We start from the raw sequence: 18,545 nt of genomic DNA on the forward strand, positions 1-18,545 counted from the left end.
ACCACCAGAGAGAGGCCATGGATCGCGATGCACTGCTGAGAACGATCCGCGACGAATTTCTGCGTGCTTTCGTTCTGGCAGCAGACCGGGCTTTGCCACGCGCTGCGGCGACCCTGCTGCGCAGCGCAGAGACCACGTTATCAGCGACGGACCAGCGCCGCTTGCTGAGTGCGCATCACCTGTTCCGCGAATGTGAAACCGAGCTGAACAAGCACCTCCGCCACAACTTGGACTTGTTGCTTGACCGCAGTTTCCAGACCACGTACAGCACGTTTAGTCCCGCCTTGACGGACAGCTTCACAACGACCGAACTGACGCAGCTCGATCCCACCGTGCACGTCGACCTGCTGCGCATTAACGAAGTCACCGCGCGTTTTCGGCATGCCGCCGACAACCCGTTGCGCGACCTCACTATTCGCATCGCGCGCCTGTTCGACCAGGACCGCATCAATGAGCGCGACAATCCGTTCCGGCCATTCTTGCTGTCACGCGCGTTAGCAAGCGCCATCGACAACATTGGCCAGCAAGCCGATATCAACACCACACTGTTCGATCAGCTGGCTGACGACATGCGCAGTGAAATCACCGTGATTTACGATGCCGTCAATAAGTTACTGGCCAGTCACGGTATCGCCGCGACCACCGACCACCACGAGCAGATGACAATCGAGGTCGTTGCCAGATTGTTCGACTTCATTCGTCGCGACCCGCAGATACCGGTCGACGTGCGCGCCCAGCTCGCACGACTGCAGTTACTCGTACTCAAGATCGCGCTGCGCGACAATGCACTTCTCACCGACAAGAATCATCCGGTACGACTGCTGATGAACCGGATTGGCGCGGTCTCGGTCGGCCTCAACCAGACCGATCCCCTTGGCGTGCACGTCATCGCTGAAATCCGACGCGTCGTCGATGCCCTGCTCACCGACCAGCGCGAACATGCCGATCTTTTTCCCGTGTTGCTGGAGCAGTTCGACGCCTTCATTACACAAGAATTGCGCGGCAGTGACAGCCCGGTAGATCTCGCTGTCGTGGCACTTGAAAAAGCCCGGCACCGCACGCTGCACCTTGCCCGTCTGAAGGCCGGACTTGCGGAAAGTCTTGACGGACTCAACATCGATCCGTTCCTTGATAATTTTCTGACGACGACCTGGATCGGAGCCATCGAACGCGCCGAGCGTCACAGCGACACAGCGGGGCTCCACTTGCGCCAGCTTGTGCCAGACCTGCTATGGAGCATTATTCCCAAGCATTTACCCGCGCAGCGCCAACAGCTACTGGGCATGCTGCCAGGCCTGGTCGACATTTTGCGCGAGGGGATGCTGCAAGCAAAGATGAGCGGTATCGAACGACTGGATGTGTTGAACTGGCTGGTCGAGCTACACAGCCGTGCATTGCGCGGTGCCGTGGCTGGCGGACCGGACTTGATGCTCGACACCTTGCAGCAGCGCTTCGCGCTGTTCACCAACGCACCCGACCGTGGCACCAGCACGGTGCCCATCGCAGCGCTTGAAGTCGCAGGTGCCGACCCGCATTCCGACGACTTCCTCATCGAAGCCTTGCACGAGACCAATGCTGCGCTAGTGTTGCTTGATCCCTTGCTTGATCCGATGCTTGATCCGATGCTTGAGCAAGACGCTCCGGAGTCGTCGGTTGATGTTCAGACAGATACCAATAGCATCCTCGCCAGACTGCGCAGCGGAGTGTCCATGACCATCACGCTCGGCACCCTCCCAAGCTCTGGCAGACTCCACTGGATCGACCACCACACGACGACATTGCTGCTGCAACTGGACGACCACCCTGCGCCGTCGATGCTGAGCGTGCGGCTGTTCCTCCGCCTGCACAGCCTCGGCCGGGCTGGTTTCAGCGAAACTGCACCGTTATTTGAACGGGCGGTGCATGCACTGATCTGAGCCAATCCACCAACCGTCGCTCACTTTATTTCCGTTCAGCAAGGCATTCCTGACAAATTACTGACAGCTCGCTATAGAATGACGACCGCTCTTTCATGGTGGAAAAAAAATGATTCCTCAATTCGTTCGTGATCTGAACATCGGCAACCGCCTTGGTCTTGGCTTTGCAGTCTTGCTATTGCTATCACTAGCCGTCGTCGCCATCGGAATCACACGACTAAACGCTGTCGCCGGTGCCACCCGTGACCTGCTGAAGGAACCGCTCGCTACCGAGCGACTGGTCAGCGACTGGAATCGCAACATCAGTGCCGGAGTGCGCCGCACGTCGGCGATTGCGCGCAGTAGCGATACGTCACTCGGGACTTTTTTCGCCGAGGATCAGGCCACCTCGACGAAGAACTCCAGCGAACTGCAGCAGGCGATCGGCACGCTAATGCGGACAGCTCAGGAAAAGGCTGTCTTCGCCGAAGTCGGTGCCTTGCGCAAGGTGTACCTGTCGAGCCGGGACCAGATTGTCTCGCTAAAAAAAGAAGGCAAACTCGACGAAGCCAACCAGGTGCTGGACCAGAGCTTTACGCCAGCGGCAAAACGCTACCTCCTCAAGATAGAAGAATTACAAAATGAAGAGCGCCGCCAGATCGATCAGGCCGCCATGGATATCGAGGCGAATTACCAGTCCGGTCGTAACCTGATGCTGGTCTTCGGCGTCGTGATGCTGATATTGGGTGTACTGATATCGTGGCTGCTGACCCGTTCAATCACGCAACCGCTGGCCAAAGCGGTGGGCTTTGCGCGCGAGGTGGCCAGTGGCAACCTGAGCGCTACGATTCGCAGCGATCGAGATGACGAAACCGGTCAGTTAATCGACGCCTTGCAAGCAATGGTGACAAATCTGTCGACACTGGTCACCGGAGTACGCAACGCCACTGACAACATCAGCGTTTCCGCGCAACAGATTGCCTCCGGTAATGCCGACTTGTCCCACCGCACCGAATCCCAGGCCAGCTCACTCGAAGAAACGGCCAGCGCGATGGAAGAACTGACCAGCACCGTGCGCCAGAATGCCGACCATGCGCACCAGGCCAACCAGCTTGCCGTCTCGGCGAGCGGCATTGCCATCAAGGGCGGTGCCGTAGTGCGCCAGGTTGTCACGACCATGGCAGCCATCAACGACAGCTCGCGCAAGATCGTCGACATCATCGGTGTCATCGACGGCATCGCATTCCAGACCAACATCCTGGCGCTCAATGCCGCTGTCGAAGCCGCCCGTGCCGGCGAACAAGGTCGCGGCTTTGCCGTTGTTGCTGCCGAAGTACGCAACCTCGCGCAGCGCAGTGCCAGCGCAGCGAAAGAAATCAAGACACTCATCAGCGACTCGGTCAAACAGGTCGAACAGGGCAACCGACAAGTCGATGAAGCCGGCAAGACGATGAACGATGTCGTCGACAGCGTCGGCCAGGTCGTCGGCATCATGCAGGAAATCACTGTCGCCAGCCAGGAACAGCGTGCCGGCATCGAGCAAATCAACACCGCCATCACGCAGATGGATGACATGACGCAGCAGAACGCCGCGCTGGTCGAGCAAGCTGCTGCTGCAGCCGAAAGCATGCGTAATCAGACGGTGCTGCTGCTTCGAGACGTCAGTGCGTTCATCATCACGGACAGAGCGCGCACGGCGACCCCTGCGCAAGTAAATGCCCGATTACTCATGCAGGGCTGATTTGACGAGAGAGGGATCGTGGTAGCTCGGTGCAATGCCCGAAGGGCATTGCACCACTCACACCGTCAGCGTGCGCCAGAAAAAATCACACCGCATCCAGCATTGGCACCAAAATCGCCGCACCGAGTTGCGCACTGCGATCGCCATCCCAGCCAATGCGCGCATCCGGCAAGTTTGCATTGTCCTTGAATGGCATTTCCAGCGTCAGCGACACACACTTGAAGTGATGCGCCACATACTTCGATGCCAGCTTCAGGACCTCTGCACGGTACTTGCCGGTACCATATCCGAACTTGGTCTGAAAATCGGGACTGGCCTGCACGAAGCCATCAATAAAGCGCTGCTGCGCACTGGCTTGCTCGGCACTGAAATCTTCCAGCATTTCGCTGCCGGCCACGAACACGTAAGGCAGCGCTTCATCGCCATGAATATCGAGAAACAAATCGCAGCCTGTTTCGTGGATCTTCGCTTTGACGCCCAGCACTTCCGGACTGCTTTCCAGCGACGGCGTCATCCACTCGCGGTTGAGATTGGCACCGGTAGCATTGGTACGCAAGTTACCGCGCACCGATCCATCCGGATTCATGTTGGGCACGATGTACAGCACAGCCTTGTCGAGCAATGCGACGGCGACCGGATTGTCGGGATCCAGCAATGCGCCGACCATCCCTTCAACACACCACTCGGCCATTGTTTCGCCAGGATGCTGACGAGCGATGACCCAGATTTTTTTGGCGGCGGCCGGGTTGCCGATGACAATGGCGTTGACGTCACGGCCATCCGCTGTTGTGGCGAGATCAATGATGCGGGCCAGTGGCGACGCTTCGGCATCACCGAGCAACTGCAAATGCCGCTCCCATGAGTACGGCTCGAAATACGCGTAATAGACGCTGTCGCGTTCAGGCGTATGCGCAATCGTCAAGACCTGACCATCGAACGTGGTCGGCACGCGAAACCAGCTCTCGCGGTCATAACTGGCGACTGCCTGGTAGTTTTCCCAACCACCCGGAAAAGCCGCTTGACCCGCATTCAGCAAACGCAATTGACACGCTTCGCCACGCGCCCCCTGCAAGCGGAAATAAAACCATTGCGCGAAATCAGCATGGCTGTCCTTGCGGATGTTCAGGTCAATCTGTTGCGGATTGGTTGCGGCGATGATCTCGATGGCGCCGGCATCGAACTGGTGGCTGATCTTGATGGGCATGGAGCTCGATTCTTGAAAAGGAGGAAGAGGACAGCCAGGGCTCACGAAAACGTGCATCAAGGCTGTCGTGTGGAGATCATGATAAAGGATTTTTTTGCGACAAGAAGGCCACGCAAAATAACGTACTGACATGGCGGCATGACGACTTGCTCTGCTATACTCCGAAGCTCGTCGGGGCGTAGCGCAGCCTGGTAGCGTACGTGCATGGGGTGCACGGGGTCGAGTGTTCGAATCACTCCGTCCCGACCAGTATTATCAAGAGGTTACAAGCTTGCGCTTGTAGCCTTTTTTGTTGTGCGGCTGACTGTCTCTTATTTTTATCTCCACAGCTCACCCACAACAAATTCTCAGCAGATTACAAGAGGACACGAAGTCCTTGAATGGTGATCGGCATCGAAGCACAGCAGGATTCAGAGCGTGACTGGTTTAAAACGACGTGCCGTCACTCGCGAACAAACTGATCAGAAAACTCCTTCAAGACTAACGCGTCATTTTCCAGAGCATTACGCGCTGAATCAAATGAAGAACGACGATAAGTCTTCACAGGAATTTCCGCAGCCCATTTATCATTCCCGAAAAACTGAAATCCGCTTTCCTTGATTTCCTTGAAAATCTGAATCGCTTCCTGTTTATTTCTTACCATGACCACGCCACCATAATGTCCGATGCGCTTCGGCAAAAAGATTACACCAGGATAGTTATCGGCAATAACGGTATAAGGATTCTGCGTATCGGCTCCATGCTGAACAATACAATTGTCGTCAGTTCGTCCTAATGCCTTGTTTATCTCAGGAATAAATTTATTCAACCTTGGTGAAATAATTCCCCGATCGCACTCTGGTTCGGCGACGTGAAGACTATCCTCATGCAACTCAGGTTTTGCTATTCCAGCGCTAGTCGATAAAGGTATATTCTCTTTTTCATCTGACATTTCAAAGTCACGCAATAACTTGTCCGATATCGCTCTGCCGGAAGCGCTGGATGACTTATAGTTATCCTGCGTACCGAACCGGTCAAACGGCACCGCAAACAAGAGCAGGTCATAGTCAGCTGTTATCGGACGTGGCGGCTTCCCGGTGCTGCCGGACTGGGCCAGGACATTGACTGGCTCACCTTGATACGCTATTGCATATTCAGCCACCTGATTGCGAACCGATAATTTAGCTGAAAAGACATGCTGTTGATTATTTTTTTTGGCGAGAATACATAGATTATCCGAACTCCCCGTGATGCCTTGGGTGATGATCCCCATTCTACATAACGTATCCAGACGATCCTGATTAATCACCAACGGAATACTAACGGCATGTTTATTATTAATACAGGCGTTAATTTCACCATTTGCTTTCTTAATTACTTTTGTCTTTCCGGCGATTTTACTTAATTCTTGCAGAACAGGAATAAACCCTGCCATCGGCCCCCAATCTGCACTTTTACCTTTGATAGTCAAACCTTTTGTGGGATAACCCTGCTCAAGCAATTGGGTTGCTAACGGATTAACCGGACGAAATCCGAATACAACGTCATTTTTTGTTGCCAGATCGGACAAGATGGTGAGGTGACTGTCAACAATGCCATGTTCGCTGCCACGTGCACGAACTGCTTCAATACCGCAGACTATCGCGCCGGATTCGTTATTACGGGAGTTTATTCGGGAAGATGATTGCGAAGATAATACTGAACGCAATACAGGATTTTTTTGTGATTTAATCATCATGATGATATTCATTTTGAATTTATTTTTATCTTAAAATATCTGCAATCATAGATATTCATTTATTTTAAATAAACACAAACTGATTATCAAATAACACAGGGATTATTAATTAATTCAAGCCCGCCCATTCATCACAGTTCGATTTATTGTCAATTTGTGGCTGCAGAGGATAAACAGTTCCTTATTGACGACAAATATCACCAAAAGGTAATGCAATGTGTGTTGCATTGACCCTTACGATCAAACCGACGGCATTGTGCATCGCGCAGCAATGCCGAGGATTTCCTGCACGTTTTTTAGTACTGCAAGATGACCAGACTGGCCTTATTTGACGCGCTGCTTCTCCAGCTTGCGCGCCAGCGTGCGGCGATGCATGCCGAGCCGGCGTGCCGCTTCCGAGATATTAAAGTTCGATTCACGCAAGGCGTCATGAATGTGCTCCCATTCGAGCGTCTTGATCGACGTCGACCGGTTGGTCAGGCTGACGTCGGTCTTGCCAGCGATGTTGCCGAAAGCGGCTTCGATGTCGTCGGTGTTGGACGGTTTGGCGAGATACTGGCAGGCACCGAGCTTGATCGCTTCCACCACCGTGACGATGCTGGCGAAGCCGGTCAATACCACAACCAGAATCGACGGATCATGCAAATTGAGCATGCGTACGCAATCGAGCCCTGACGATATCCCGTCCAGCTTCAGATCAACCACGGCAAAGCCGAAGGCGTGCTGTTTCACCAGCAGCGCGGCTCCTTCAAGGTTACTGGCAAGGAAAACCGTGTAGCCGCGCCGCTCGAACGAGCGCCCGAGCGTGCGTGCGAAGACCGCATCGTCTTCGATAATCAGCAACTGACGGGTCACCGGCGGCGCATTGTCGATCAGGTCATTCAAGGCTGATTGCCGCCAACGGAAGAGTGACCTGGACCAGTGCCCCACCCGACACAAGATTGCGGGCATGGACCACGCCGCCCAGCTTGCGCACCACATTCACGGTGAAAAACAGACCAAGCCCTCCCCCCGGGCGTCCTTTGGTGGACTGGTAGGGTTTGCCGAAGTGCGTCAACATCGGCGCAGGGAAGCCATCGCCGGCGTCGGTGACGACCAGCCGGAGCACGCCGCCTTCGCGCATGGCTTCAAAACGCAGCCAAGTTGGGGACGACTCGAAAGCGTTATCAAGCACGTTGCAGATCATTTGCTTGAGTGCGGAATCGAACACCACCGGCATGTCCTGTTCGATGTGGTTGTTATATTCAAGGACAACCACCGGGCGGGTGACGCGCCATTCCAGTACCAGCTCATCTAGGAACGTGCAAATGGTGGTCTTGATCGACGATTCGCCACGGGCTTCGCCGGCCGACATGAGCACACCGCTCACGATCGTCTTGCAGCGTTTGAGTTGCGCCTGCATTTCACCCAGCTCATCGAGCAGTTGGGGGTTCTTCCGGAACTCCGGCATGTGCCGCCAGTCGCCGAGAATTACGGACAGCGTTGCCAGCGGCGTACCCAGTTCGTGCGCTGCGCCGGAGGCCAGCAATCCCATGCGGACGATGTGCGCTTCTTCGGCAGCATGCTGGCGCAAGTCGGCCAGCATGGCTGCGCCACTACGCAAATTGTTGTTGATCCGGCTGACAAAAAACACCAGCAGACTGGCATTGAGCGCGAAGCACAACAGCATGCCTTCGATGTACAGATTGGACAGACCGCTAAGCTGCTCGGTTGGAAGGAGCAGCGGCTTGGCATACAGCGACAGACAGGCCAGGCAAGTACTGGTGATAGCGACAAACACCCAGGTCGACCAGGCTTCAAGCAGCACCGCACCCAGGATGACCTGCAGCAGGTAGAGGAAAGCAAACGGATTGGTGGTACCGCCGGTCAGATAGAGTAGCCCAGTCAATGTCGCCGCATCAACCAGCAAGGCGAGAAACAGTTCGCCATTGGTCACCACCCGTGATGCCCGCCAGCGTAAATGACTGGCGATGTTGAAGAGGATGAGGCAGGCCAGCACCTTGAGCAGATCACGCAGCGGCAAGGCAATACCAAAACCAAAAATGACCACGGCAATCGTCGTGATCTGCCCCACCACGGCGATCCAGCGTAACTGGATCAACAGCAGCATGTTGCTGTGGCCAGCATTGCTTTCGGCACCAGGCCCGTCCTGTGACACCGATGATGGTGTCTGATTTTCCGGCATGGCGGACAGGCGAAATGGGTTCATGTCGTTGAGTCTAGGTCATTGTCCGGAAACTTGCCCGCGCGCAGCAAACGTCGCTCCTCACGCAGATTCCAGGCTACGGCACCGCCAAGCATGAACGCCAGAATAAACCACGTAATGGCATACACCAGGTGGCTGTTGTGGAAGGCAATCACCGTCAATCCGCCGACGGGCTGATCGCCGGACGGATCATCGGATCGACCACCGGCGCTGGCTGCGTCGGCATCGACGAAATACGGTGCAACCGGACCGACCGCGCTGACGATATTGCCGGCAGCGGCAATCGCGCCAACATCCCGTGAATACCACCGATTGTTGGCAGGATCATTGCGACGCAGGAATGCTCCGCCTTTTTCAGTGATGCGCAGCAGTCCAGTGACAGTCGTTATCGCACCGGCGCGATCGACGGCATCGGCGACAGGACGTCCCGCTCCCGGCAACCAGTCGCCAGTACGGGCAGGCACATAGCCGCGGTTGACCAGCACCACATCGCCTGCGGCACGCCGCAGCGGTGTGAGTAACCAGAAACCACTACCGCGCTCGGTCACCGCCTGTACCCGCACCGAACGGCCATACAAGTATTGACCGGTAACTTGCACATGGCGATAACCATCCGATTCGGCCGTCACACCGGACCAGTCCGGTGCTGCAGGCACGTCGACGGCCGGGGCATTAACCCGCGCATCGACACGTGCGATCAGGTCGAGCTTCCATTGCAAGCGCGCGACCTGCCAGCCGCCCAGTCCCAGCAAGGTCAGAAAGATCACGCCGGCTCCGGTCAGCAACAGTACCTTGCCGGTCTTCGAGCGCATTCGGGAGACACCAGCCGCCGCGCTCACGCCAAGGATGCCGGTCTGATGATCGACATCCGCACTGCAATGCGTTGCATCACGGTGCTTTTGGCGCGACGGGCATATCCTTCATGCCCTCCATGCCTTCCATCCCCTTCATCCCTTCCATCCCCTTCATGCCCTCCATGGCTGGCATCGCTGGTGCACTCTTGATCGACCCGGTCGTTGCATCGCCTGTGGTGTCGGGCATCATCCCCGGCATCATGTTGTGATTGAGGTGATACATGACCCAGATCGAACCGCTGAGCATGATCACGACCAATATCGTCGTGAAGATCAGCGCGAGTATCGACCAGCCGCCTTCCGACTTCGTATTCATGTGCAGGAAGTACACCATGTGTACGACGATCTGCACGGCCGCCAATCCAAGAACGACCAGAGCGGTCGTGCTCGAGCTCTCGAAGACTTTACCCAGCACGACCCAGAACGGAATCGCGGTCAGGATGACGGCCAGGATGAAGCCGGTCAGATAGCTTTTTGCGGTGCCATGATCGGCATGCGTGTGATGACTCTCATCATGCTCGTTGTGGCCGCTGTCAGGGGCTGCCACGTGGTTATGTGTCGTACTCACGGCAGGACTCCCATCAGATAAACAAAGGTAAAGACGCCGATCCACACTACGTCAAGGAAATGCCAGAACATCGACAAGCACATCAGGCGACGGCTGTTTTCTGTTGTCAGGCCATACATGCCGACCTGCAACATCAATGTCACCAGCCAGATGATGCCGAACGTCACGTGCAAACCGTGGGTACCGACCAGCGTGAAGAACGCAGTCAGAAATCCGCTGCGTTGCGGGCCAGCGCCTTCCTGGATAAGGTGAATGAATTCATACATTTCCAGGCCAATGAAGCAGGCCCCGATCAGGCCGGTAATCCCCAGCCAGATCAGTGTGCTACGCACGCGCTTGCGCTGCATTTCCAGCATCGCAAAGCCGTACGTGATCGACGACACCAGCAAAAACGCGGTGTTGAGGGCAACCAGCGGCAGGTTAAACAGCTCGGCCCCGGTCGGGCCGCCCGCATAGTTCCTGCCGAGCACTGCATACACTGCGAACAGTGCAGCAAATACCAGGCAGTCGCTCATCAGATACAACCAGAAACCGAGCGTCGTGCCGTTCTCCGGGTGATGCTCCAGCACGTAATACCGCGTGCTGTCGGTGGAGGGAGAAGTCACTGTATTACGCATGTTGGGTCAGCAATCTTGTACGGTTATCTTCAATCCGGGTGACTTCTTCAGCCGGGATGTAAAAGTCACGCTTGTAGTTGAACGTGTGGGCAATAATCCCGGCAATCATCATGCCGAAGCTCATGCCAGCGACCAGCCACATGTGCCAGATCAGGGCAAACCCAATCACCGCAGTCATCAGCGCAATCAGGAAACCTGCTGCCGTATTTTTTGGCATGTGGATTGGCAGGAAACCGGTCACCGGACGGACATAACCATTTTGCTTCATGTCAGCCCAGGCATCGGTGTCATGAACCCGTGGCGTGAAGGCGAAGTTGTACGACGGTGGTGGCGACGAAGTCGACCACTCCAGCGTACGACCACCCCATGGATCGCCAGTGAAATCGCCCAGTTCTTTCCGACGGATGTAGCTGACGATCAACTGAATGATGAAGGCAGCGATACCCAGTGCGATCAGCACTGCACCAGCAGCGGCGATCTGGAACCAGATCTGCAACGACGGATCTTCAAAATGGTTCAGACGACGTGTCACACCCATCAGGCCAAGCACATACAGCGGCATGAAGGCGAAATAGAAGCCCACTGTCCACAACCAGAACGACCACTTGCCCCAGTACGAATCCAGCTTGTAACCGAAGGCTTTCGGGAACCAGTAATTGATACCGGCAAACATGCCGAACACGACGCCACCGATGATCACGTTATGGAAGTGCGCAATCAGGAACAGGCTGTTATGCAACACGAAGTCGGCCGCTGGTACTGCCAGCAACACGCCGGTCATGCCACCGATGACGAAGGTAATCATGAAGCCAATCGTCCACAGCATCGGTACTTCAAAACGGATACGACCGCGGTACATCGTGAACAGCCAGTTGAAAATCTTGGCCCCGGTCGGAATCGAAATGATCATCGTCGTGATACCGAAGAAGGCATTGACGCTGGCCCCCGACCCCATCGTGAAGAAGTGATGCAGCCACACAATGTAGGAAAGAATCGTGATCACCAGTGTCGCGTACACCATCGACGTATAGCCGAAGATCCGCTTGCTCGAGAAGGTGGCGACAATTTCGGAGAACACGCCAAATGCCGGCAAGACCAGAATGTAGACTTCCGGGTGACCCCAGATCCAGATCAGGTTGACGTACATCATCGAATTTCCACCAAGGTCGTTGGTAAAGAAATTGGTGCCGACCATGCGGTCCAGTGACAGCATGCCGAGTACGGCAGCCAGTACCGGGAAAGCGGCGACAACCAGGATGTTGGTACACAGCGATGTCCAGATAAAGATCGGCATTTTCATCAGCGTCATGCCGGGTGCGCGCATCTTGACGATGGTGGCGATCAGGTTAATCCCCGATAGTAGCGTCCCTACCCCCGCCACCTGTAGCGACCAGATGTAATAGTCGACCCCCACATCCGGACTGGACAATATCCCGGACAACGGTGGATAGGCCAACCAGCCGGTCCTGGCGAATTCACCCACGAACAGTGATGCCATCACCAGCATGCCGCCAAATGCGGTCATCCAGAAACTGAAGTTGTTCAGGAACGGGAAGGCCACGTCACGTGCGCCGATTTGCAGCGGAATGACGTAGTTCATCAGTCCGGTGACCAGCGGCATCGCGACAAAGAAAATCATGATCACGCCGTGCGCGGTGAAAATCTGATCGTAGTGATGGGCCGGCAGGAAGCCGCCGGAATCACCGAATGCAAACGCCTGCTGCGCACGCATCATCAGCGCATCGGAAAATCCGCGCAACAGCATGATCAGAGCGAACACGATGTACATGATGCCAATGCGTTTGTGGTCAATGCTGGTAATCCAGTCGCGCCAGAGCGGGCCCCAGAGTTTGTAGTACGTCAGTGCGCCTAGCACCGCTGCACCGCCTATCCCTACCATCAGGAAGGTCGCCAGAAGGATGGGCTCATGCAGGGGAATCGCTTCCCAGGTGAGCCTTCCGAAAATCAACTTCGTCAGATCCATATTATTGAACATCGTTTTTTCCTGAAACAAAATGAAGCTGCCCGGCAGGCGAGCAACGAGGCAGTCGCACCATAGCGACATGCCCGGACAAAACTGTCCGCTGATACTGGTGTTGTTGGTGCTGCTGGTACTGGAAATTATTCTTTTGCATTGCCATGCCCCATCGCCGCATGGGCATCTTTCATCATTGTCGCGTCCATGCAGGGCTCGCCGGCGACGACGCAGCGATTAACGATGGCATGGAACAGATCGCCATCGACTTCACCGAACCGCTGTACCGGCACGCGCTCGCTAGGCTTTTCAAGCTCGACGTAGCTGGCCCGGCGAAGCGTCTTGCCTTCGTCACGGACTTGTTTTACCCAGCCATCGAAACCTTCCTTTGTCATGCCATGGAACTTGAAGCGCATGTCCGAAAAACCGGCTCCGCTGTAATTGGCCGAGAAGCCGTCGTACACGCCCTGCTTGTTGATGACTGCATTGAGACTGGTTTGCATCCCCGGCATGGCGTAGATCTGGCCGGCCAGTGCCGGAATGTAAAACGAATTCATCACGGTCGACGCGGTGATCTTGAAACGGATCGGTACGTCAACCGGGGCAGCAAGTTCGTTGAGGCTGGCGATGCCCAGTTCCGGGTAAATGAACAACCACTTCCAGTCGAGTGCGACGACCTCGACGATCAGCGGCTTGGTGCCTGCGGCGATCGGGCGATCAGCGTCGATATGCGTCAGCGCCCGGTAAGGATCAAGCTTGTGAGTGCTGATCCACGTGATCGTGCCAAGCACGATGATGATCAGCAGCGGCGCGCCCCAGATAATCAGTTCGAGCCGGGTTGAATGATCCCAGTCCGGTTCGTAAATCGCAGCGGTATTGCTCTTGCGGTAGCGCCAGGCGAACAGGATGATCAGCACGATCACCGGCACGATAATCAGCAGCATCAGCAGCGTCGAGACGATGAGCAAATTACCTTGCTGCTGGGCGATGTAACCGGACGGACTCAACAGAACCGTGTTGCATCCGGCAAGCGGGAGGGTGGCTGACAGCAGCAGGAGACGGCGTAAATTCAAGGCAATCATGCTAGAAAATCCAGTTCGATATATCAGAATGTGCTAACTTAAATCCAACGTCCGTTTCGCACAATTGGACGTTTTGTCCACCCCCCCTGAATTTAGAGACTCGAAGGCAACAAGACCATGCAAATCAACCAGGGACACCACACCGGCAATGCCGCACCAGCGCAAACACATTCCAGCGTCAGAGACCGGAATCATGCCAACCATGACCACAGCGTCATCCGCCCCGCCGAAATCGCCGTTGGCGTAATCATCGGCAGGGCCTCCGAATACTTCGATTTTTTTGTCTATGCAATGGCCTCGGTACTGGTCTTCCCGTCCGTATTTTTTCCGTTTGCATCGCCACTAGACGGTGCACTGTACGCCTTTATGATTTTTTCGTTCGCCTTCGTCGCGCGCCCGCTTGGCACCGTGCTGTTCATGGAAATCCAGCGTCGCTTCGGACGCGAAGTCAAGCTCACGCTGGCCCTGTTCATCCTCGGTATCTCGACCGCAGGAATCGCCTTCCTGCCCGGTTATGCCAGCCTCGGCACTGCGTCGATCGTGGTGCTGTCGCTGCTGCGTATCGGCCAGGGCATTGCCGTGGGCGGTTCGTGGGATGGCCTGCCATCGCTGCTGGCGCTCAATGCGCCGCCGGAGCGGCGCGGCTGGTACGCGATGCTAGGACAACTGGGTGCGCCGCTCGGATTCATGGTCGCCGGCGGATTGTTCGCGTACCTGCTGTCGAACCTCACCAGCGCGGAGTTCATGGACTGGGGCTGGCGCTTTCCGTTCTACGCGGCCTTCGCGATTAACGTCGTGGCGCTGTTCGCCCGGCTGCGACTGGTCTCGACGAATGAATATGCCAACCTGCTCGACGAGCGCGAACTCGAACCGACCGGCATCGTCGAGCTGTCCCGCTCGCAGGGACGCAATATTGTCATCGGTGCGCTGGCCGCACTGGCCAGCTATGCGCTGTTTCATCTGGTGACCGTGTTTCCGCTGTCCTGGATATCGCTGCACTCGATCCGACCGATCAACGAGTTCCTCGAAATCCAGATCCTGGGCGCAGCGCTGATGGCGCTCGGCGTCGTGGTCTCGGGCCTGATCGCAGACCGTGTCGGCCGCCGGACCACGCTGGGTACTTGCGCGGTGCTGATCGCCATCCTGAGCGCCTTCGTCCCGATGCTGATCAATGGCGGCGCGATGGGCGAAAATATTTTCATACTGGTCGGTTTCAGCTTGCTCGGCCTGTCCTATGGCCAGGCTGCCGGTGCCGTGACGGCCAACTTTGCGTCACGTTATCGCTATACCGGCGCCGCCCTGACCTCGGACTTGTCATGGCTGGTCGGTGCCGGCTTTGCACCACTGGTCGCGCTGGCACTGGCATCGCACTTCGGGCTGGCCTACGTCGGCTTGTATCTGGTTTCAGGTGCGCTCTGTACACTAGCGGCATTGCGTATCAATCGCGCGCTGGAAATTCATAACTGATTCGATGCATTCGGTGCAATGTCCAACGGATGTTGTACTGCTCAGCCAAAGGGACGCACGCCATGCCGCCGCAAGGAACCGTCATCCGGAACGCTGGAGCGGACCAGCTCGTAGAAAGAAGCTGCCTGACAAACTACTTTGGCGACAACTAGATTGACATCCATCGATTGAGGTTTTGAAGTTGCAGTTGCAGTTGAAGTTGAAGTTGAAGTTGAAGTTGAAGTTGATTTTGATTTTGACGTGGCAGTTGACGTTGACCTGTTCCGCATTGAAGCAGCTGCCAAAAACGGTAGTCAGGCAAGGGATCAGAGGGGCGCATGTCTGAGCGAAGCGAGTTTGCGACCCTCCCCTTGACTGACTACCGTTTTTGGGAACCCGAAGGGCAGCCGCTTCGCGGTCGCCTTTTTCTTGGTTACTTCTTTTTGGCGAAGTGTATGGACCGGGGACATGGGTAACACATGTACCAGGACATGGGTAACACATTATGCGTCGGTTTTTTCCCGCAAATCGATTTTCATGAAGCGTTGATGGCAAAAATAAGCGTGGTAAAACCCGTCTTCATCACTGACTGGTCGCAGCGCAATCGCATACCCTTTTAGCGCATTGGGCACCTTGAATTGGTACTTGCCATGCTTGACCGCACCGTGCCATCCCACCTTGAGAATCAGGTCGTTCTCGGCATACTCGATCGGCGCTAATACTTCTGAGTATTTCAATATACTAGGCTGGTATCGGGTCACTGGCGTAGCCATCTCAATGCCTTGGTGAGGACGTTCCGTGTTGTAGACCGTGCGCCAGGAATCGAATGTCGATTGCACCTCTGCGAGGTCCGTGAAGTGCCGACCCTGCAGCACATCAGCCTTGAGCGTGCGGTGAAACCGCTCTTCCTTGCCGTTGGTCTGAGGGTGCGCCGGACGGCTGTGACTGACCCAAATACCTTGGCGAATGAGCCAGATAGTCAAGGGTGTAATGCCGTGCTCGTGGGCGCGCGGACTGCCCCACGGCGGTCCATTGTCGGCATTAATCTGGACCGGTAAGCCATAACGCCGGAACGCGCGAATCAAGTGCTGCTGCACTGTTGCGAGGTTTGGCTGCGCGCAGGCTTCCAGAATCAGGTTGAACCGGGAGTGGTCGTCAAGCATCGTCAGCGGATAACACATGCCTGCGAGCGTTGGGAAATTACCCTTGAAATCAATCTGCCAGAGCCGGTTGGGCTGGGCATGCTCGAAGCGCTTCCAAGCTCGACTCTGCTGGCTCTGCGCTTCATCGATGAAGTCGTGATGTCGCAGTATCCGGGTGATGGTACTGGCGGCCGGCACATCCACATGGCCCATGTCGGCTAGTCGCCGCTGGAGCTTCCTGCTACCCCAGGTCGGATGCGTCTGGCGTAACGCCAGCACGAATTCTTCGACGCTGGCGAGAGTGCGGCACGGTATTGTCAGCGGTCGTCGGGAGCGATCTTCCAAGCCGCGCAGGCCCTCCTGTTCAAAGCGTTGTAGCCACTTGTAAGCGGTCTTCGGGCTGATGTCGAAGCGGCGGCACAGCTCCCGTTTATTAGCGCCTTCTTGCGTGGCCAGGTAAATAAATTCTTGTCGCAGCGTCATGGTATTTGTTGTCTTCCAGGTCATGGTTGAGGGTCCTTTGGATTAGATTGCACACAACCCAAAGTGTTACCCATGTCCTGGTACACCTGTTACCTATGTCCCCGGTCCATACAGCGAAGCAAAAAGAAGTGACCGGCTGCCGGGCCGCCCCCGGCTTGGTTGTGGCGGAGCAAAGACAGAATCAGCAACCGCAGACAGTGCATTCGGTGCAATGCCCTTCGGTTATTGCACCCTACGCGAGTGGCACGCTAGGTCATGACGGAGCAGAAAAAGAATCAGCAACCCCAGCACGGAAATTGGATCGTAAGCGCTCCGAATCCGCAAGCAGGGTCAGAGTAATTTTCGCGATACCCCTGCGAAAAAAAACTCTGACCCTGGTTGCTACAGATGGGGGTTTGCGACCGCAGGAAAAAGCAAACCGTAGTCGCCCCCGGCTTGGTCAAGACGGAGCACATACCGTATCAGCTACCGCAGTCAGAGCATTCAGTGCAATGCCCTTCGGTTATTACACCACTCCCGCACCGAAGCGCCCTCAACAATCACCGACCTCAGCGATGCAAACCCAGGCCCGGTCTACTTTTTTGCCAGCCTCAGCACAAGCAAGATGAACAGCGCAAACACCGTACCAATCACCGCCGTCGACTCACGTCCCACGCCAGCGGCGATACCGACGGCAGCGGTCAGCCAGATGCTGGCAGCGGTTGTCAGTCCGCGAATGGCATTGCTATCGTCGTGCTTGATGATGGCACCAGCACCGAGAAACCCGATGCCGGCAATGACGCCCTGCAAGACCCGCGACATATCCCCTTGCGACGTTCCGGCCTGCAGCGGCACCAGCACGAACAAGGCCGCGCCAAGCGCCACCAGCATGTGGGTACGAAACCCGGCGGGCGACCCCGCTGATTCGCGCTCGTAGCCGAGCACGCCACCCAGCGCGATCGCCACCATCAGACGCACGCAGATGCGTGTTACTTCGGTGGCATCGGATACGTCCGAAAACTCCTGCCGCACGGTCAGCAGGATTTCAGACCACATCGACGCCATTGTCATGCTTGCCTCCTGCTCGCGCGGCCACGCCGGGAATCAACCAGCAAGACCCTTGGCCAGCACATCCGCCACCAGCACGTTCAGATCCACCCCGCGCTCTTTGGCCAGTGCCTGCAATTGCAGCACCAGATCACTATTGAGCTTGACGGCAAACGGCACCAACCCCAGTGCCTGATCGCGCTTGCGCTGTTCACGCCGGTCAACCGTCGCCACTTCGACGTTCTCGAATCCGCTCAGGCCGGGGGCGGCAGTCTTGCCCATCAGCTTCTTGGCATCGGTCTTGGCCATTCCTGTTTTTTTCATGATGCATGCTCTTTTTGATTGAAGGTCGCCATAGTAGCGGTTGAGGCGATGGCGCGTATGGCAATTTAATGCGGGGTGGCGCACTGCCAGCGACAGGATTGGCACGTGACGCACCCGATCAGCGCTGCCAAGCTGAAACTATTTGAATTCAGATCGTCAACTAATTTGATCTGTGTTCGGTACCGAACGGATCCATTTTTTCCGACGCGGGATACTCCCGACGGGGACGATACGTGCATGCCGACAACCGCTCAGGCAATGACGC

15 protein-coding genes and 1 tRNA gene are annotated in these 18,545 nt (G+C 56.1%); 4 read left to right on the forward strand and 12 right to left on the reverse strand.

What is annotated here, in order from left to right:
- Window positions 1-17: 17 nt before the first annotated feature.
- Window positions 18-1,916 carry a DUF1631 family protein gene (locus QN370_RS06050; protein ID WP_322128098.1) on the forward strand — a complete coding sequence of 633 codons (1,899 nt, stop codon included), beginning with the start codon at window positions 18-20 and terminating at the stop codon, window positions 1,914-1,916.
- A 109-nt stretch (window positions 1,917-2,025) separates the two neighbouring features.
- Window positions 2,026-3,636, forward strand: coding sequence for a methyl-accepting chemotaxis protein (locus QN370_RS06055; RefSeq protein WP_323581688.1), 1,611 nt, complete (start codon window positions 2,026-2,028; stop codon window positions 3,634-3,636).
- Between the two features lie 85 nt (window positions 3,637-3,721).
- Here the strand turns inward: QN370_RS06055 and QN370_RS06060 are convergent, their stop codons facing one another.
- On the reverse strand, window positions 3,722-4,840 hold the full coding sequence (locus QN370_RS06060; protein ID WP_322128101.1) for a M14-type cytosolic carboxypeptidase: 1,119 nt from the start codon (window positions 4,838-4,840) through the stop codon (window positions 3,722-3,724).
- Between the two features lie 172 nt (window positions 4,841-5,012).
- Here QN370_RS06060 and QN370_RS06065 point away from each other — a divergent pair.
- Window positions 5,013-5,089 (forward strand) — tRNA-Pro (locus QN370_RS06065).
- Window positions 5,090-5,282: 193 nt separating this feature from the next.
- On the opposite strand, the gene QN370_RS06070 is transcribed toward QN370_RS06065, so the two are convergent.
- The 8 genes from QN370_RS06070 to cyoA all read right to left on the reverse strand — a co-directional run bounded on the left by QN370_RS06070 (window position 5,283) and on the right by cyoA (window position 13,859).
- A complete protein-coding gene (locus QN370_RS06070; protein ID WP_322128102.1) occupies window positions 5,283-6,569 on the reverse strand; it encodes an anthrax toxin-like adenylyl cyclase domain-containing protein in 1,287 nt (428 codons plus the stop codon).
- A gap of 312 nt (window positions 6,570-6,881) precedes the next feature.
- Window positions 6,882-7,442: a response regulator transcription factor gene (locus QN370_RS06075; RefSeq protein WP_322128103.1), complete on the reverse strand. Its 561-nt coding sequence runs from the start codon at window positions 7,440-7,442 to the stop codon at window positions 6,882-6,884.
- On the reverse strand, window positions 7,435-8,742 hold the full coding sequence (locus tag QN370_RS06080) for an ATP-binding protein (protein ID WP_322129165.1): 1,308 nt from the start codon (window positions 8,740-8,742) through the stop codon (window positions 7,435-7,437). Before QN370_RS06080 ends, QN370_RS06075 begins: the two co-directional genes overlap by 8 nt.
- Window positions 8,743-8,762: 20 nt before the next feature.
- On the reverse strand, window positions 8,763-9,602 hold the full coding sequence (locus QN370_RS06085; protein WP_322128104.1) for an SURF1 family protein: 840 nt from the start codon (window positions 9,600-9,602) through the stop codon (window positions 8,763-8,765).
- A gap of 49 nt (window positions 9,603-9,651) precedes the next feature.
- Window positions 9,652-10,185 (reverse strand): cytochrome o ubiquinol oxidase subunit IV, encoded by a 534-nt coding sequence (gene cyoD / locus QN370_RS06090; protein ID WP_416172154.1) that lies wholly within the window; start codon window positions 10,183-10,185, stop codon window positions 9,652-9,654.
- A complete protein-coding gene (cyoC, locus tag QN370_RS06095) occupies window positions 10,182-10,790 on the reverse strand; it encodes a cytochrome o ubiquinol oxidase subunit III (protein WP_416172155.1) in 609 nt (202 codons plus the stop codon). The genes cyoD and cyoC overlap by 4 nt, the downstream gene beginning before the upstream one ends.
- Window positions 10,791-10,794: 4 nt before the next feature.
- Window positions 10,795-12,798 carry a cytochrome o ubiquinol oxidase subunit I gene (cyoB, locus tag QN370_RS06100; RefSeq protein ID WP_322128106.1) on the reverse strand — a complete coding sequence of 668 codons (2,004 nt, stop codon included), beginning with the start codon at window positions 12,796-12,798 and terminating at the stop codon, window positions 10,795-10,797.
- Between the two features lie 125 nt (window positions 12,799-12,923).
- On the reverse strand, window positions 12,924-13,859 hold the full coding sequence (gene cyoA, locus QN370_RS06105; protein WP_322128107.1) for a ubiquinol oxidase subunit II: 936 nt from the start codon (window positions 13,857-13,859) through the stop codon (window positions 12,924-12,926).
- Window positions 13,860-13,976: 117 nt separating this feature from the next.
- Between cyoA and QN370_RS06110 the strand changes: the two genes are divergently transcribed.
- Entirely contained in the window at window positions 13,977-15,326 is a 1,350-nt protein-coding gene (locus tag QN370_RS06110; RefSeq protein WP_322128108.1) for an MFS transporter, read from the forward strand.
- A 482-nt stretch (window positions 15,327-15,808) separates the two neighbouring features.
- On the opposite strand, the gene QN370_RS06115 is transcribed toward QN370_RS06110, so the two are convergent.
- The 3 genes from QN370_RS06115 to QN370_RS06125 all read right to left on the reverse strand — a co-directional run bounded on the left by QN370_RS06115 (window position 15,809) and on the right by QN370_RS06125 (window position 18,280).
- Entirely contained in the window at window positions 15,809-16,954 is a 1,146-nt protein-coding gene (locus tag QN370_RS06115) for an IS481 family transposase (RefSeq protein ID WP_323581689.1), read from the reverse strand.
- 549 nt (window positions 16,955-17,503) lie between these two features.
- The gene (locus QN370_RS06120) at window positions 17,504-17,974 is read right to left on the reverse strand and encodes an MgtC/SapB family protein (protein ID WP_322129167.1); all 471 of its coding nucleotides are present in this window, start codon (window positions 17,972-17,974) and stop codon (window positions 17,504-17,506) included.
- A gap of 39 nt (window positions 17,975-18,013) precedes the next feature.
- Window positions 18,014-18,280: a hypothetical protein gene (locus QN370_RS06125; RefSeq protein ID WP_322128109.1), complete on the reverse strand. Its 267-nt coding sequence runs from the start codon at window positions 18,278-18,280 to the stop codon at window positions 18,014-18,016.
- Between the last annotated feature and the right edge of the window lie 265 nt (window positions 18,281-18,545).

The sequence above is a fragment of the Actimicrobium sp. CCI2.3 genome (assembly GCF_035019065.1).
Taxonomy (GTDB): Bacteria; Pseudomonadota; Gammaproteobacteria; order Burkholderiales; family Burkholderiaceae_D; genus Actimicrobium.

Excerpts from the sequence above, each read along its gene's own strand:
- QN370_RS06110 (WP_322128108.1), top strand. The coding sequence starts at position 13,977 with ATGCAAATCAACCAGGGACACCACACCGGCAATGCCGCACCAGCGCAA.
- cyoA (WP_322128107.1), bottom strand. The coding sequence starts at position 13,859 with ATGATTGCCTTGAATTTACGCCGTCTCCTGCTGCTGTCAGCCACCCTC.
- QN370_RS06125 (WP_322128109.1), bottom strand. The coding sequence starts at position 18,280 with ATGAAAAAAACAGGAATGGCCAAGACCGATGCCAAGAAGCTGATGGGC.
- QN370_RS06120 (WP_322129167.1), bottom strand. The coding sequence starts at position 17,974 with ATGGCGTCGATGTGGTCTGAAATCCTGCTGACCGTGCGGCAGGAGTTT.
- QN370_RS06080 (WP_322129165.1), bottom strand. The coding sequence starts at position 8,742 with ATGCCGGAAAATCAGACACCATCATCGGTGTCACAGGACGGGCCTGGT.
- QN370_RS06070 (WP_322128102.1), bottom strand. The coding sequence starts at position 6,569 with ATGAATATCATCATGATGATTAAATCACAAAAAAATCCTGTATTGCGT.
- QN370_RS06060 (WP_322128101.1), bottom strand. The coding sequence starts at position 4,840 with ATGCCCATCAAGATCAGCCACCAGTTCGATGCCGGCGCCATCGAGATC.
- QN370_RS06115 (WP_323581689.1), bottom strand. The coding sequence starts at position 16,954 with ATGACCTGGAAGACAACAAATACCATGACGCTGCGACAAGAATTTATT.
- QN370_RS06050 (WP_322128098.1), top strand. The coding sequence starts at position 18 with ATGGATCGCGATGCACTGCTGAGAACGATCCGCGACGAATTTCTGCGT.
- QN370_RS06055 (WP_323581688.1), top strand. The coding sequence starts at position 2,026 with ATGATTCCTCAATTCGTTCGTGATCTGAACATCGGCAACCGCCTTGGT.
- cyoB (WP_322128106.1), bottom strand. The coding sequence starts at position 12,798 with ATGTTCAATAATATGGATCTGACGAAGTTGATTTTCGGAAGGCTCACC.